Consider the following 15075-nt stretch of genomic DNA (forward strand, 5'->3'; position numbering starts at 1 on the left):
ACGACGACCGACGGCCGGCGGAGCGTGGTCATCATCGGCGGAGGACTCGGCGGCCTGTCCACCGGCTGCTACGCGCAGATGAACGGCTACCGCACCCGGATCCTGGAGATGCACGAGATCCCCGGCGGCTGCTGCACCGGCTGGGACCGCGGCGAGTTCACCTTCGACTGCTGCGTCAGCTGGCTGCTGGGCAGCGGCCCGGGCAACGAGATGCACCAGATCTGGCTCGAACTCGGCGCACTGCAGGGCAAGCGGATGCGCAACTTCGACGTCTTCAACGTGGTGCGCACCCGGGACGGCCGGGCGGTCTACTTCTACTCCGACCCGGACCGGCTGGAGGCCCACCTGCTGGACCTCGCCCCCGAGGACGCCCGGCAGATCCGGCAGTTCTGCGCCGGACTGCGCAAGTTCCGCCTGGCCCTGGCCCGTTACCCCTTCCTCAAGCCGGTCGGGCTGATGGGCCGGTGGGAGCGGATGCGGATGCTGGCCTCCTTCCTGCCGTACTTCAACGTGATCCGGCGCTCGATCACGGTGCTGATGAGCGACTACTCGGCGCGGTTCAGGAGCCCGCTGCTGCGGGAGGCGTTCAACTTCATCCTGTACGAGAAGCACCCCAACTTCCCGGTGCTGCCCAACTACTTCCAACTCGCCTGCCACGCCGGGCAGTCGGCCGGGGTGCCGGAGGGCGGCTCGCTGGGGCTGGCCAACTCGATCGAGCAGCGCTACCGGCGGCTGGGCGGCGAGATCACGTACAACACCAAGGTGGCGGAGGTCCTGGTCGAGGACGACCGCGCGGTGGGGGTGCGGCTGAGCGACGGCCGGGAGGTGCGGGCGGACATCGTGGTGGCCGCCTGCGACGGCCGGACCACCATGATGGACCTGCTCAAGGGCCGCTACCTGAGCGACACCTACCGCCGGCTGTACACCCAGACCATCACCGAACCGGGCATGGTCTTCCCCGGCTACGTGACCGTCTTCCTCGGCCTGCGCAGACCCTTCCCGGCGGGGGACCCGTGCACCACCTACCTGTTGGAGGACGAGGTCGCCGAGCGGCTCACCGGCATCCGGCACCCGAGCATCAACGTCCAGTTCCGCAGCCGCCACTACCCGGAGCTGTCGCCGGCCGACACCACCGTGGTGTACGCCAGCTACTTCTGCGACATCGAGCCCTGGCGGGAGCTGAGCACCGGGCCGGAGCAGGAGCCCAGGGTGCGGCGCGGCGAGGAGTTGCACACCCTGCCGGTCGGCCGGGGGCGGGAGTACCAGCGGGAGAAGCGCCGGGTGCGCGACGCCATCGTCGAGTTCCTGGACGGCCACCACCCCGGGCTCCGGCAGGCGGTGGCCGTCAAGGACGTCTCCACCCCGCTCACCCAGGTCCGCTACACCGGCAACTACAACGGCACGGTGCTGGGTTGGCAGCCCTTCGTGGAGAGCGGCGAGACCCTGGAGGAGGAGATCAAGCGCAACGGACCGGGGCTGCCCGGCCTGGCGAACTTCTACCTCTCCGGGGTCTGGGCGACCACCGGCGGGCTGATCCGGGCGGCGGCGGCCGGCCGGCACGTCGTCCAGTTCATCTGCCGCGACGACGGCAGGCCCTTCACCGCCGAGGTGGACGACAGCGCCCCGCTGCCCACCCTGCTCATCGAACCGGTCGGCCCCGCCGACCGGCAGTTTGGAGTCACCTCGTGAGATTCGAGAAGTGGGTCGTCCAGGAGCACGAGGACGGCGTGCCGGACGTCGAGCGGGTGTACCGGAAGGTCGTGGAGGAGGTGGACGTCCGGCTCGCCGCGGACGAGATGCTGCTGCGCACCCGGTACGTGTCGGTCGACCCGTACCTCCAGGGCATCGCGCTGGACACGCCGATCGGCGACCACATGGGCGCGGACTCGATCATGGAGGTGCTGGAGGCCGGGCCGGCCGCGCGCTTCGCGGTCGGCGACCTGGTGCAGGGCTTCGGCGGCTGGCGCAGCCACCTGATCAGCGACGGGGAGCCCCGGCTCTGGCAGACCGGGACCTTCCCGATGGTCTTCCCGGCCTTCCGCCGGCTGGACCCGGCCGACTACGACGAGGCCCTGCCGCTGTCCACCGCGCTCGGCGTGCTGGGCGGGCCGGGGATGACGGCCTGGGGGACGGTCGAGAAGTTCCTCGATGTGCGGCCCGGGTCCACGGTGCTGGTCAGCGGGGCGTCCGGGGCGGTCGGTTCGCTGGTCGGGCAGTTGGCCAAGCACCGGGGCGCGCGGGTGATCGGTACCACGGCGACGCCGGAGAAGGTCGAGTGGCTGTGGCAGCTGGGCTTCGACGGGGTGCTGCTGTACCACGACGGTGACGCGCCGGAGCAGGTGGAGAAGGAGCTGGCGGCGCTCGCGCCGGACGGCATCGACCGCTACTTCGACAGCCTCGGCGGGACGCTGACCGACGTGGTCTTCGGCATGCTCGCGGTGGAGAGCAGGGTCGCCGTCTGCTGGCAGTGGGGATGCCAGGTCGGCGGGGACTGGTCGGGACCCCGGCTGCTGCCGATGATCATGTTCCCGCGCGCCACGATCCGCGGCATCTTCTCGCTGGAGTGGTTCACCGAGGAGAACTGGGCCGCGCTGCGGCGGGACCTCGGGCCGCTGGTCCGCAGCGGTCGGCTGACGTACCGGCAGACCGTGCACCAGGGGTTCGACAGCATCCCGGGGGCCTACCGCGGCCTCTACCTCGACCGTTCGGCCAACCGGGGGAAGGTGCTGGTCGAGCTCTGAGCGGAGCGGACGCGCGTTCGGGCCCTTCGGCGGATCCGCCGAAGGGCCCTGGCACGTGGTCAGTTCAGGGTGAACCAGGTGCTGCGGGACTTCTTCCACTCGGGGTGGGTGAGGTCCTTGGCGGCGGTGGCGTCGCCGTAGAGGTCGGCGGAGCCGTCGTCGGTGATCAGCTGGGCGCGGGCGCCCGGGGCGTCCAGGTCCGGCACGTCCGCGATCGCCTCCCAGGCGCCGTAGTCGCTGGTCGGCAGGTCGATCAGCTTGGTCGGCTGCGAGCCCGGCTGCCCGTTCCAGCGGTAGAGCGCGTACGGGGCGGAGTTGTCCTCGGCGGCCCAGGAGCCGGCCGCGATCAGGTACTGGCCGAGGTCGTTGCGGCGGATGTCGCGGACGGACAGCCCGCCGAGGTCCAGCTCGATCGCGTCGCCGAAGGTCGCGTGCGCGGCCGAACCGTTCAGCAGGGACGGGAGGTTGGTGACCGGGACGAGCAGCGCCCGGCCGCCGGTGACGGCCGGGGTGAGCGGCGCGCGGAAGCCGACGTAGGCGGTGCTGGTGCTGCCGGGGGCGAACTCCAGGCCCTCGACGTTGAACCCGTCGATCTGCTTGGGCACCTGGCCGTCGGCGGCGCCGGCCGCGAAGCCGTAGCGCTTGCCGTGGGCGTTGTCCCAGGTGATCAGGTCGTCGCGCAGGCCGTGGTACGAACCGGCCAGGGAGAGCTGGGTGTCGGCGCCGGAGCCGGTGATGGTGGTGGCGAAGACGGTGTGCCGGTCGGGCTTGACCACGCCGTCCTTGTTGTTGCCGAGCGAGCCCGTCCAGTAGATGGTGTTGCCGACCCGGGTGGCGGCCTCGATGTCGATCTCCTTGGAGACGCCGAGGGCCGAGCTGAAGTCCCAGGTGCGGATCGGCGCACCGGAGTTGTCGCGGTCGTACAGGCGCAGGGTGTTGGACTCGTCGTCGCCGACCACGAGGTAGCCGCCGCCCGCGTCCACGGCGGCCGAGGCGTCGCTGGAGCCGGTCAGGTAGCGGCTGGTGGCGGAGAACTGGACGGCGGGGGAGGCGGCGTAGTGCAGGGTGCGGGTGGCGCTCTTGCCGCCGAGGCCGGTGACCTTGATGGTGAGGTCGGCGTAGCCGATGCCCTGGGCGGCCACCGCCAGGGTGCGGGTGCCGCCGGTGCCGCTCACCGTGACGTCTCCGGTGCGGGCCACGGCGCTGCGGGTGGTGGCGGAGGCGGCGACGGTCAGTGCCGAGGCGGAGGCGCCGGACTGGGCGACCGTCACCGTCACGGTCGGGTCGCCGGTGGCGCCGACCGCGCCGGACAGGTACCCGGCCGAGAAGGTGATCGTCGGGGTGCCGTACGTGACCGCGCCGGCCGGGAGGGCGGGCAGGGCGAGCACGGGCACCGCCGCGACGGCGACGGCGAGCGGCAGCAGACGGCGGAGGGAACGCGACACGGTGGCTACCCTTCGGCAGGTGGGGGGGAGTTGACGGAGGGTGCAAGCCTGGTGGCGTTCGGCGAACACCGACCCTACGGCGACCCTACGAGTGTGGGCGGGCGGACGAACAGCAGGCCTCGCGGCGGTGGAGGGCCGGGCCTCAGCCGGTGAGGCCGGCCGCGCGCAGACGGCGGCCGACCGCGTCCCAGTCGGGGGCGACCGGCTCGGTGCGGTGGGTGCCGACGCCCAGGTCCTTGAAGCCGCTGGAGGTCGACACGCAGACCACCGGGCCCTCGGAGAGGTCCGGTGCGCCGAGGCTGCGCAGCCCGGCCAGGCCGGCGGCCGAGGACAGCTCGGTCCACAGTCCGGCCCTGGTCAACTCCCCCTGGGCTGCGGTGAGTTGCGCGTCGTCGAGGGTCAGCGCCCGGCCGCCGCTCGCCCGGACGGCGAGCACTCCCCGGTAGCCGCTGACCGGGGAGGTGATCGAGTACGCGGCGCTCGGACCGACCGTCACATGGGCGGCCGGCAGGCCCTCGGCGATCGCCCGGGCCAGCGGCCCGGAGGCCGCCGTCTCGCAGGAGTGGACGCGCGGCACCCGGTCGGTCAGGCCCAGCCGCCGCAGCTCGGCGAAGCCCTTCCAGACGCCGAACAGCAGCTCGCCGTAGCCGGTCGGGACGAACACCGCGCTCGGCACGCCGACATCCTGGAAGATCTCGTAGGCCACCGTCTTGTAGCCCTCGGGCCCGTACGCGTGACCGGTGTGGGTGGTGGTCAGGTTGCTGACCGGGTGCAGGCCCAGCCGCTCGACCGTCTGGCGCAGCAGCGGCCAGCGGGCCTCCCACGGCACCGGGAGCACCACCGCGCCGTACGCGTTGAGGAAGGCGTCGACGTTCGGCGGCAGGTCCGGGCCGGTGAACACCACGCAGGGCAGTCCGGCGCGGGCGGCGTAGGCGGCCGCCGAGGCGCCGTGGTTGCCGGAGGAGGCGACCGCGATGCCCGGCGCGCCGACGCCCACGGCAGCGCTGGTGGTGCAGCGGTTCAGCCGGTCCTTGTGGCTCCAGGTGGGGTTGCGGGACTCGTCCTTGACGTACACCCCGGGTTCGAGCTCCACCAGCGGGGTGGAGCCCTCGCCCAGGCCCGGGGCGAGCAGCGGTGGCAGCAGCGGGGCCCAGCGCTCCAGGCCGCGGCGCGCCGGGGTGCCGTTCGTCGGGGCGCTGTTCGGCGGGGCGCTGTTCGGCGGGGCGGTGTCGAACAGGGCGGCGGGGTCGGCCTTCTCGTAGGCGTAGTCGACCTCGACGGGGTAGGAGACGTCCTTGGTGCCGGTGCGCGGACAGCCGGCGGTGAGCGGGGGCCAGAGCGGGTAGTCGAGGGCGGGGTCGCCGAGGGAACGCTGGCCGGTCGCGAGGGAGTCTTCTGTCGGCATGCCAGGAGACTAGCCGGGCGGCCGTGGTGCGGTCCGGCGGTTCCGCGGTTCGATGGTGCGCGGTTCGGTGGTTCAGGCGCCCTGGCGGATCGCCGAGATGTCGAACTCCAGGACGACCTTGTCACCGACCAGGACGCCGCCGCCCTCCAGGGCCGCGTTCCAGGTGACGCCGTAGTCCTTGCGGCTGATGGTGACCGAGCCCTCCAGGCCCACCCGGAGGTTGCCGTACGGGTCGACGGCGTTGCCGGTGTACTCGAAGTCGATGGTGACCGGGCGGGTGGTGTCCTTGATGGTGAGGTCGCCGGTGACCCGGTAGTCGCTGTCGGAGCGGGCCTCGACCGCGGTGGAGCGGAAGGTGATGTCGGGGTAGGTCGGCGCGTCCAGGAAGTCGTTGGTGCGCAGGTGCTGGTCGCGCTGCTCCACGCCGGTGTCGATGCTCTCGGTCTTGATCACCACCTGGACGGAGGAGCGGGACGGCTCCTTCCCGTCGAGGTGGGCCGTGCCCTCGAACTGGTGGAACGCGCCGCGGACCTTGGTCACCATGGCGTGCCGGGCGACGAAGCCGATCCGGGTGTGGGTGGGGTCGAGGACGTAGTCGCCGGTGAGCTCGGAGAGGGGGGTGGTCATGGTCGGCATGCCTCCTGGTGCGGAGCCCGGGTCTCGGCTCGGGGGTGGTCGGGGCGGTCCCCGGACCACGCTAGGGGCAGTTCCGGCGGCCCGCGCGCCGGGCTGGGCCTAAGCGGGGGACGGGGTGGGAAGGCTCGCGGGGTACGTCGGAGGGCGGAAGGGCGAGGGGGCCTGGATGGACAGCGGGATACGGGCGATCGTCGACGCGGTCGAGGAGGCGCGGCGGCAGCTGAGGGAGAACGCGCTGCCGAAGGCGCGGGACAGCAGCCGGGAGAAGGTGCCGGAGAAGGAGGAGGCGGCGCTGATGGGGGCGGTCGCCGGGTTGATGGAGGCCGCCGTCGATCTGATCGCCGCCGCCTCGGACCGGATGACCACGGGCGACAGCCGCAAGGCCTATGTCCGGGTGGTCGACCGGTTGCGGGACCATCCCAGGTACTTGCGGGAGGACACGGCGACGATCGAGAAGCGGGTGGGCGGACCGGAGTGACCGGTGGCCGATGCCCCGGAGCGGGGCACCGGCCGCGGCGGTTCAGCGGTGGCTGGGGAACTGCACCACCTGCTGGTAGGTGGGGCGGTTCTGCCAGGTGGTCTTGGCGTCCGTCACGCCGCCCAGCGGGCGCTGGATGATCGTGTCGGCGCACCACTGGTCGCCGGCCGCGCAGTCCGCGTCGCCCGGGTAGACCTGGGCGGCGGTCCGGGCGGCGGCCTGCTTCAGGGTGTTCAGCAGGACGGTCCGGCAGGCCGCGAGGTCGCCCCCGCCGCAGAACGGGCGGGCGAGCGGGCCGGACACCCGGTCGCCGAGGACGGCGCGCAGGTCCTTGTCCAGGTAGCTCCACCAGCCGTACTGGAAGGCCGAACCCTTGTGCGGAATGGCCTCGTTGGCGCTCACCGGGCCGCCGGCGGCGCCGGTCTGGCCGCCCGAGGGGGACTCGTTGATCTGGAGGGCGCCGGTCAGTGCGCCGAACAGCGGGTCGCCGAGGCCCGGTCGCATGACGCCGTCGGCGACCAGCGGCCACCAGGCGTCCATCACCCGGATCGCGGTGGCGTCCGCGTAGCTGTGGCTGCCCGGTGAAGTCTCCTTCCGCTGGGCGCCGTTGGCGAGCCAGGCCTCCAGCTGCTGCAGGGCGGTGAGGGCGGCCTGGTCGGTGACGGGCGCGCCGCGCAGCACGCGGATCAGGTCGGGCAGCACGTCCTCGGCCCGCAGGTCGGCCAGGGCGGCGCTCTCCATGGCCTGGGTGAGCGAGACCCGGCTCGCCTTGCCGCCGTTGCCGAGCAGGGACTTGACCCGGTCGTCCAGCAGGTTGCCGCGGTGCACCGAGCCGTTGCCGAAGCCGGCCGAGGTGTAGCCGTTCGCCTGCTTGTTGTTCCAGGAGATGTAGTAGTCCTGGTTGACGGACTGCGGGTGCTCGGCCGCCGGGGTGTACCGGGCGGTGTTGGCGGCGGGGTCGAAGTCGGCCCACTCGTAGGCCGGTTGGGCCTGGACGGGGAGTCCCGGGTCCACCCCGGGGGCGCGGACCGGGTTGCTGCCGGAGTTGTAGTAGGCGATGTCCCGCGAGTCGGCGTAGAACCAGTTGAAGGTGTAGTTGATGTCCTGCGCCGCCTGCTGGAAGCCCGCGGCGTCGCGCACCGCGGCGGGGTCGTTCAGCTCCTGGAAGCCGATGATGGAGTCGGCCTCGTGCCGGTAGGTGGAGCGCAGCGAGGTGAAGGCGACGGGTGCGCCGCCGACCGTGCCGCGGGCGCTCACCAGGCCGTACCTGGAGCGGTACATCACCAGGGTGTAGGAGCCGGCGGGGGTGGAGTCGGCGGTCGTCGGGTTCCAGGCGTTCTTGCGTTCCAGCCGGTCGAAGGGCAGGCACTGGCCGTGCCAGAGGTAGGAGTTGGCGGCGGTGGTGACCGGCGAGCCGTCGGTGGTGCAGAGCGGGACGGCGTAGGTGTCGGTGATGTCCTGCCCGGCGGAGGTCGCGCTCCAGGCGTAGTCCTGGCCGCGGCCGAGCTGGACGTAGAAGCTCAGGCCGGCGAAGGCGGCGCCGCGGGCGCTGATCCCGGGGCCCTGGATCTCCTCCAGCATCAGCAGCTGCGGGGCGAAGTAGCCGGTCTGGGGGCCGAACACGGCCACCGGGTGGCCGTCGTCGGTGCGGGCGCCGGAGACCAGCAGGGCGTTGGACATGCCGTGCTTGGCGGTCAGCAGGTTCCCGGGCAGGACGCCGTTCGCCCTGGTGGTGAGCGAGTTCGCGGATCCGGTGGCGTCGTAGACCACCCGCTCGGGCACCACCGAGCCGGGGTCGGGCAGTGCCGCGCCCTGCGGCTGGTCCGGGACGGTCGCGTACGGGAAGCTCTGGCCGTCGTGCAGGGTCTGGACGGCCTCCGGGTCGTCCGCCTCGCGCAGTGACTTCCAGACCGCGTCCCCGGCGTCCTTGCCGTAGCGGGCCTCGGCAGCCGACTTGACCTGGGCGGAGGCCAGTTCGCCCCCGCCGCCGGAGCCGAACAGCGCGCCGACCACGGAGGCGAGGGCGACCAGGTCGGTCAGCTTGAAGGGCTCGATCGAACCGGCGTTGGTGATCGGGTCGATGTGCCCGGTGAGGTCGTACTCGCCCGGGAAGGTGCGGGCGTTGTAGGACTCCTTGGCGTACTGGTTGATGCCGTCGAGGTAGGCGTTGGCGTCGGTGAGCGCCTGGGTGGCCCGGCCGCCGCGGGCGGCGATGGCGTCGATCTGCTGCTGGAGCTCCGCCTCGGTGTACGGCGCGGCCTGCCAGAAGGTCTGCTCCAGTTGGCGGTTGGCGGCGGCGCCGCCCGCGAAGCCGGACAGCTGGCCGCGGCCGACGTGCCGGAAGAGGTCCATCACCCAGAGCCGGTCCTGGGCGGCGGCGTAGCCCGCGCCGAACTCGGTGCCGTAGCGGGTGGTGCCGGTGATGTGCGGGACGCCGGTGGCCTTGTCGCGCACGATGGTGACGTCCGGTCGCGGACTGGTGGAACTGGCCACCTGGTCGGCGGGGACGCCGAAGGAGGCGTCGTTGAAGAAGTCGCGCAGCTTGGCCTCGGTCAGGCCGGGGTAGCCGGAGGCCAGGGCGGCGTACGGACCGAGCTGGTCGTCGGTGTGCGCGGGGCGGGTGCCGAAGGCCCGGTTGAGCAGGATGTCGGCGAGGGTGGCGTTGCCGTTCTCGCCGGGCGGCAGGATGTCGGAGCAGCGGCCGCCGCAGTAGTCGTTGGCGGCGGCCGTCGTCGCGGAGGTGGGTGCGGCGGTGGCGGTGGGGGTGGTGGTCAGGGCGGCGGTGACGAGCAGGGCCGAGGCGAGGGCGGCGGCCGGGAGTCGGAGGGAGCGGGCGTGGGGGCGTTGGCGTTGGCGTGAACGCAAGGCGGACTCCTCCGTCGAAGTCTCACGGAACAGTCGACGGTAGGGGCGCTACTGGCCGGTTGGCTAGTGGCGTGCATGCCATTTCCGGTGCGGGGAGGCGAAGTTGAGGGGTGCGGTGGTCCGCGGGGCGTGCGACCCGGGTCGGGATCGGGCTGCCGCCGGGCAGTAGCCTGGCCGCTTCGTTGACGTGGGAAGCAGGGCGGGGCGTTGGGCGAGAGTGGGTCCGTGCGGGCATTGGCGCGGGTGGTGTGGCGGCGCAAGGAGCTGGTGCTGCTGCCCGGGATCGCGACCGCGGTGGTGGGCGGGCTGGTGTGGGGGCTGGTCCGGGCGGAGCTATGGACCGGCGGGAGCGTGGCGCTGGGAGCGGCGGGGGCGGTGGTGATCGCCGCGGCCGCCACTTTCGGCAGCGCCGTGACGCTCCTCGCGGCGGACGACGCGCTGTGCGGGCGGCCGGCGGGGATCGGTTCCTGCTGGACCCGGGCGGCGCGGCGGTTGCCGGCGATCGCGGGCTGGATGCCGGTCGGGGCCCTGGGGGTCGTCGGGGCGCTGCTGCTGGTGGGGATGGGGTGGTCGTCGGCGAACTACCTGGTGCTGCCGGCGCTCGTGCTCGACGGGGCGGGGATGCGGGAGGCGCGGCGGAACTCGCGGGCGGCCTACCGGCGGGACCGCGGGAGGTTCGTCCGGGGGTCGAGCCGGATGACGATGCCCGTCCAGGTGGCGCTGGTGCCGTGCCTGGTGGCCTTCGGCATGGGGCTCACCGTGAGGGACCGGGGACTCGGGGCGCTGCTGACGGCCGGGGCGGCGCTGTGCCTGGGCGCGGCCGTGACGGTGACGGCGAGTCTGTACGGGGTCTTCCGGGCCGCGTTGTACCGCGATTCGGTCGTCGAGGCGGCGACCGAGGCGGTGCGCCCGGCGCTGCGGGTCACGGAGGTGCGGTAGCCGCGGGAAGAAGGCGGCGCCGCACCTGCCGGGCTCAGTCCGGAGGTGCGGCGCCGGGTCGGTGGCGCGCCGGGGCAGGGCTTGCGTCAGGGTCAGGGCTTGAGCACCAGGCGGATCGGGTTGCCCTCCTTGCGCTCCAGCGCCTCGACCGCGCGGGCGGCCTCGGCCAGCGGGAAGGTGCCGCTCACCGAGCGGGAGAACTCCAGCCGGCCGCCGCGGACCAGGTTGACCAGGTCGACGACGTCCTGGCCGTCCGAGCCGTAGTGGCCGCGGATCTGCTGGCGCAGGTAGCTGACCCGGGTGCCGTTGGTGACGGTCAGCGGCTTGTCGGTGAGGCCGACCAGCACCAGGCGGCCGTGCTCGCCGAGGGTGGCCATGGCCTGCTCGCGCACCGGGGCGACCCCGGCGAAGTCGAAGGCGGCGGTCAGCGGGCGGCCGCCGGTGGCCTCGCGGAGCAGTCCGGCGAACCCGGGGTCGGCCGGGTCGAGGGCGGCGTCGGCGCCGAAGGCCAGGGCGCGTTCGCGGGCGGCCGGCAGCGGGTCGACGGCGACGATCGGGAAGGCGCCGATGGACCGCAGCAGCTGCACGCCGTGGGCGCCCAGCCCGCCGACGCCCCAGACGCCGACCGCCTCGGCCGGGCGCACGGCGCCGGTGGTGGTGATGGCGGCCCAGGGGGTGGAGACCGCGTCGGGGATGAAGCAGGCCTGCTCGAAGGGGAGTTCGTCCGGGATCGGCACCAGGGTGGTGGCGGTGGCGAGCGCGTACTCGGCCCAGCCGCCGTCGTAGTCCACGCCGCGGGTGTGCACGGCGCCGTCGCGGGTCTCGCCGGCCTGCAGCAGCACCCGGTCGCCGACGGCCGCGGTCGTCACGCCCTCGCCGAGGGCGTGCACGGTGCCCGCGACCTCGTGGCCGAGGGTGACCTTGTCGCCCTTGAGGTAGAGCGGCTTGAGCATGCCCTCGATCAGGTGGACGTCCGAGAGGCAGACGCCGGCGGCCTCCACCTTGATCAGCACCTCGCCCGGACCCGGGACCGGGACGGGGACCTCCTCCACGGCGAAGGCGCCCTTCGCGACGTCGAGCCGGCCGGCGAGCATCGTGGCGGTCATCGGGACTTCCCTTCTCGCGGGGGCGGCGGATCGGGGGAGTGCCCGCCACCCCGGAAGTTACTTGTTATCCGACAAGCAAGTTCACACTAGCATGGTGTTATGTCTACGCACGATGAGGACGGAAGCGGCCGGACCGGGACGCTTCGGGAGGCGCCGGCCCGCCGCACCCAGGCCGAACGGCGGGCCCGGGCCGAGTCCGCGCTGATCGCCGCCGCCGCCCGACTGATCGCCGAGCACGGCAGCACCGGGGTCACGCTCGCCAGGGTGGGGGAGGAGGCGGGCTTCAGTCGTGGGCTGGCCACCCACTACTTCGGCTCCAAGGCCGCGCTGCTCGCCCGGCTCCAGGAGGCGGCGCTGGCCGAGGCGGTGGCGGCGGCCGCGCCGGAGCGAAGCGGGGCGGGGGCGGTGGACGAGCTGTGCGGATTCGCGCGCGGCTGCCTGGAGGGCGTGCGCAATCCGACCGACCTGGGCCGGGCCTTCGTGGTGCTGGGGGCCGAGGCGCTCGCCGGGGCCTCGGAGCTGACCGCCGCGGTGGCCGAGCTGGACGCCAGGACCCGGGCGTGGACGGCCGAGGTGGTCGGACAGGGGCAGCGGGACGGGGAGCTGAGCCCCGTGGTGGACCCGGGGGCCTTCGCACTGGCCTTCGTCGGGCTGCTGAAGGGGCTGGTGGTGCAGGCCGCGGCCGCCCCGGCGGCCTTCGACGTGGGGGTGGCGGTCGCGGAGTCCGAGCGGTGGATCCGGCTCGCGCTCACGGCGGGCTGACGGAGTGTCGTCGGGTCGTGGGCCGTCGGGCGGCGGACCCGGGGCCCGCGGCCGGCCGGGGTGACGTCAGGCCCGCCGGGCGGTCGAACTCCGGCGCGCGGGAGGCGATATGCGCACCCGCTCGGTGACGGGCGCCTGCTCGAGGTCGTCCAGCTGGGCGAGGACGGTGGCGCGCAGGTCGTCGTCGTCCTCGAAGTGGTGGTCGTTGAAGAGGGTGTGGCCGGACCACATCAGATTGGCGCAGACCCGGGGCGGCACCTTGCCGGTCTGGGCGCCCATGCCGACCAGGGCGACGGAGCGGATGGAGCCCGGCCGCAGCCGGTTCTGCCGGTGGACGGCCTGGAAGGCGGCGGCGCAGGCCAGGGCCACGTTCAACGTCTCGCTGACGTTCTGCGAGGAGGCCTGCATCGTCGGGGCCGAGATCAGGAACCCGGGGTTGACGGCGCCGGACGGGACGCAGACCGCGCTGCCGACCGGGAGGTGGCCGGCGTACCGCTCGCGGATCGCCTTCTGGACCCGCAGCTGGATGCCCGCGCCGAGGTGGCGCTTGATCGCCGCGTCCGTCCCGCCGTCCATCCGGCCTTGGGAGTTGGTGGGGCTGACCCAGGCGTCGACCTTCGCGGTGAGGATGGAGGCGTGCCGGATCTCGACCCCGGGGACGTCGGCGAAGGCCGCCCGCCAGGACTCCACGACCGACGCGTTGAGGTCGGTCAGCACCACCTTGAGCGGCGACTGGGTGCGGTCGGTGGCCATGCGGGGCTCCTGTCGGTCGGGTGTGGCCTGCGGGCCGGTTCCTTGATGACACCGACGACGCTAGCGCCCGGGACTGACAATCCGTCCGGTCCCGTCCGCGCCGGTCGGGGGCCGGCCGGTGGGCCGGTCGGGGCGGCCGGGATTGTCAGACCCTGCTGGTAGGACTGTGCTGTCCGCCAGGGAAGCTGACGGGCCATCACCTGCCGTTCGTCTGTCATTCGTACGGTCCCGACCAGCCGGAGTCGCACCACCATGAGCGCCGTCGACACCCCCGCCACCCAGCCCGACCCGAACGACCCGCTCGCCCTCGCGGAGCTCTTCACCGGCGGCGGCGAGCCGTGGCTGCCGCTGCTGAAGCCGGTCATCGAGGCGCAGCCGGGCGCGGCCTCGTTCATCGGCCCCGGTCGCGGTCCGGAGGTCGTCCCGGTCCGCGAGCTGACCTTCCAGGCGCTCAAGCCGCACGCGCCGCACAAGTGGAAGGTCGTCGTCTTCGGCCAGAACCCGTACCCGAGGCCGGAGAGCGCCACCGGCATCGCGATGTTCGACAACACCTTCCACGACTGGAAGGACAGCCAGTTCGGCCGGGTGATCAGCATCCGCTGCCTCATCAAGGCCGCGGCGATGTGGAAGTACGGCATTCCCAAGAAGACGCCGATCGCCGACATACGGGCGCTGCTGAAGAAGCGGGAGACGGTCCAGCCGCCGGAGTGGTTCCAGGCCATGCTCACCCAGGGCGTGCTGCTGCTGAACGCGGCGCTCACCGCGAGCAGCGACGGCGCGATGGGGCCGGACCAGCACACCGCGTTCTGGCGGCCGGTCGCCGAGCGGATCGTGGAGGAGATCCTCCGTGCCAAGCAGCAGGCCGCCGAGGAGGACCGCTACGTGGTCTTCGCCTGGTGGGGCGCGCACGCGCGCAGCCTGAAGAACGTCGTGCTGCGGCTGCAGGAGAAGTACCCCGAGGTCGAGGTCCGGCACATCGACCACGCCAACCCGGCGGCCCAGGGCGACATCTTCTGCGACGGCGAGCACTTCGCCACGGTGAACGCCGCGCTCGCCTCGCTCGGCGCCGACGAGGTCGACTGGCTGCCCAGCACCGGGTGGAACGCCGCGGCGGCGCAGGGCGGCGGGGCGGACGACGGGGTCGCCGAGCGGATGGGCGCCTTCATCGCCTCCACCATGGAGCTGCACCAGCTCTACCTGGACCGGCTCGCCGGAGTGAAGGACGAGGGCCTCGTCCTGCCCGCCATCACCGGGGTGTTCGACGCTCCGCCGGCGGGCTTCCGGGAGGCGGTGTCGCCGGTCGCCGAGCTGCTGCGCGGCCTGGACCGGCACGTCTCGCTGTCGCACGACTTCGGCAAGCGGCGGGCGGACGAGGGGGTCGCCGGCCTGTCCGCCGACGAGATCGCCGCGCTCTACCTCTACACCTGCGAGTCCGCGTTCTACCGGGAGATCAACGCGGTGCTGCGCTCGCCGGACCGCGGCCGGCTGGTGCCGTACCTGCCGTACCTGCGGCTGCTGTTCGCGGCGGTGTCGCGGCTGCCCGTCCGGACGGCGCCACTGTGGCGAGGGGTGTCGCTGGACCTGCGGCGGCAGTACCCGCTCGGGAAGACGGTGACGTGGTGGGGCGTGTCCTCCTGCACCTCCAAGCTCGGGGTGGCGCAGTCCTTCCTGGGGAGCCGGGGCAAGCGGACGCTCTTCGAGGTGCGCCCGGTGCGGGCCGCCGGCATCCAGAACTTCTCGGCGTTCACCGGCGAGGAGGAGTTCATCCTGCTGCCCGGCACGCAGCTGGAGGTCACGGACGTCCGGGTCGAGCGCGGCGGTCTGTGCACGGTGACGCTGACCGAGCTGGAGGAGGCGCCCCTGGTGTCCTGAGGTGTCAGGGCCGGACCCGCTCCCGTCCAGTGACCAAGTCAGTATCTTTACTTGGTTAAGTTATGCTGGACGT

Annotated in this window: 12 protein-coding genes; 6 read left to right on the forward strand and 6 right to left on the reverse strand. The window is 73.0% G+C overall.

Features of this window, described 5'->3' with window-relative positions; translation table 11 throughout:
• Nucleotides 1-24 precede the first annotated feature (24 nt).
• On the forward strand, nucleotides 25-1689 hold the full coding sequence (locus ACGF0D_RS24760) for a phytoene desaturase family protein (protein WP_392876847.1): 1665 nt from the start codon (nucleotides 25-27) through the stop codon (nucleotides 1687-1689).
• Nucleotides 1686-2741, forward strand: a complete 1056-nt coding sequence (locus tag ACGF0D_RS24765) for a zinc-binding dehydrogenase (RefSeq protein WP_392876737.1) — start codon at nucleotides 1686-1688, stop codon at nucleotides 2739-2741. The genes ACGF0D_RS24760 and ACGF0D_RS24765 overlap by 4 nt, the downstream gene beginning before the upstream one ends.
• Before the next feature lie 59 nt (nucleotides 2742-2800).
• Here the strand turns inward: ACGF0D_RS24765 and ACGF0D_RS24770 are convergent, their stop codons facing one another.
• From ACGF0D_RS24770 to ACGF0D_RS24780, 3 genes are all read right to left on the reverse strand, one after another.
• Nucleotides 2801-4186 carry a hypothetical protein gene (locus ACGF0D_RS24770; protein WP_392919678.1) on the reverse strand — a complete coding sequence of 462 codons (1386 nt, stop codon included), beginning with the start codon at nucleotides 4184-4186 and terminating at the stop codon, nucleotides 2801-2803.
• A 142-nt stretch (nucleotides 4187-4328) separates the two neighbouring features.
• Complete coding sequence (locus ACGF0D_RS24775; protein WP_392919681.1) at nucleotides 4329-5591, reverse strand: pyridoxal-phosphate dependent enzyme; 1263 nt, start codon at nucleotides 5589-5591, stop codon at nucleotides 4329-4331.
• Between the two features lie 72 nt (nucleotides 5592-5663).
• Complete coding sequence (locus tag ACGF0D_RS24780; protein WP_392919684.1) at nucleotides 5664-6218, reverse strand: YceI family protein; 555 nt, start codon at nucleotides 6216-6218, stop codon at nucleotides 5664-5666.
• Between the two features lie 175 nt (nucleotides 6219-6393).
• Here ACGF0D_RS24780 and ACGF0D_RS24785 point away from each other — a divergent pair, with 175 nt between their 5' ends.
• Complete coding sequence (locus tag ACGF0D_RS24785; protein WP_392919687.1) at nucleotides 6394-6705, forward strand: hypothetical protein; 312 nt, start codon at nucleotides 6394-6396, stop codon at nucleotides 6703-6705.
• A 42-nt stretch (nucleotides 6706-6747) separates the two neighbouring features.
• Here ACGF0D_RS24785 and ACGF0D_RS24790 read toward each other — a convergent pair whose 3' ends face one another.
• Nucleotides 6748-9570, reverse strand: coding sequence for a penicillin acylase family protein (locus ACGF0D_RS24790; RefSeq protein ID WP_392919690.1), 2823 nt, complete (start codon nucleotides 9568-9570; stop codon nucleotides 6748-6750).
• Between the two features lie 225 nt (nucleotides 9571-9795).
• Between ACGF0D_RS24790 and ACGF0D_RS24795 the strand changes: the two genes are divergently transcribed.
• Complete coding sequence (locus ACGF0D_RS24795; RefSeq protein WP_392919693.1) at nucleotides 9796-10509, forward strand: hypothetical protein; 714 nt, start codon at nucleotides 9796-9798, stop codon at nucleotides 10507-10509.
• 92 nt (nucleotides 10510-10601) lie between these two features.
• On the opposite strand, the gene ACGF0D_RS24800 is transcribed toward ACGF0D_RS24795, so the two are convergent.
• Nucleotides 10602-11615 carry a zinc-binding dehydrogenase gene (locus ACGF0D_RS24800; protein ID WP_392876717.1) on the reverse strand — a complete coding sequence of 338 codons (1014 nt, stop codon included), beginning with the start codon at nucleotides 11613-11615 and terminating at the stop codon, nucleotides 10602-10604.
• Between the two features lie 99 nt (nucleotides 11616-11714).
• Here ACGF0D_RS24800 and ACGF0D_RS24805 point away from each other — a divergent pair, with 99 nt between their 5' ends.
• Entirely contained in the window at nucleotides 11715-12377 is a 663-nt protein-coding gene (locus ACGF0D_RS24805) for a TetR/AcrR family transcriptional regulator (RefSeq protein ID WP_392919696.1), read from the forward strand.
• Nucleotides 12378-12443: 66 nt separating this feature from the next.
• Here ACGF0D_RS24805 and ACGF0D_RS24810 read toward each other — a convergent pair whose 3' ends face one another.
• Nucleotides 12444-13130: a macro domain-containing protein gene (locus ACGF0D_RS24810; protein ID WP_392919699.1), complete on the reverse strand. Its 687-nt coding sequence runs from the start codon at nucleotides 13128-13130 to the stop codon at nucleotides 12444-12446.
• 252 nt (nucleotides 13131-13382) lie between these two features.
• Here ACGF0D_RS24810 and ACGF0D_RS24815 point away from each other — a divergent pair, with 252 nt between their 5' ends.
• Nucleotides 13383-15002, forward strand: coding sequence for an ADP-ribosyltransferase domain-containing protein (locus tag ACGF0D_RS24815; protein ID WP_392919702.1), 1620 nt, complete (start codon nucleotides 13383-13385; stop codon nucleotides 15000-15002).
• Nucleotides 15003-15075: the final 73 nt, after the last annotated feature.

Origin of the sequence: Kitasatospora sp. NPDC048298, assembly GCF_043201465.1 — a bacterium.
In the GTDB taxonomy this organism is placed as follows: Bacteria; Actinomycetota; Actinomycetes; order Streptomycetales; family Streptomycetaceae; genus Kitasatospora.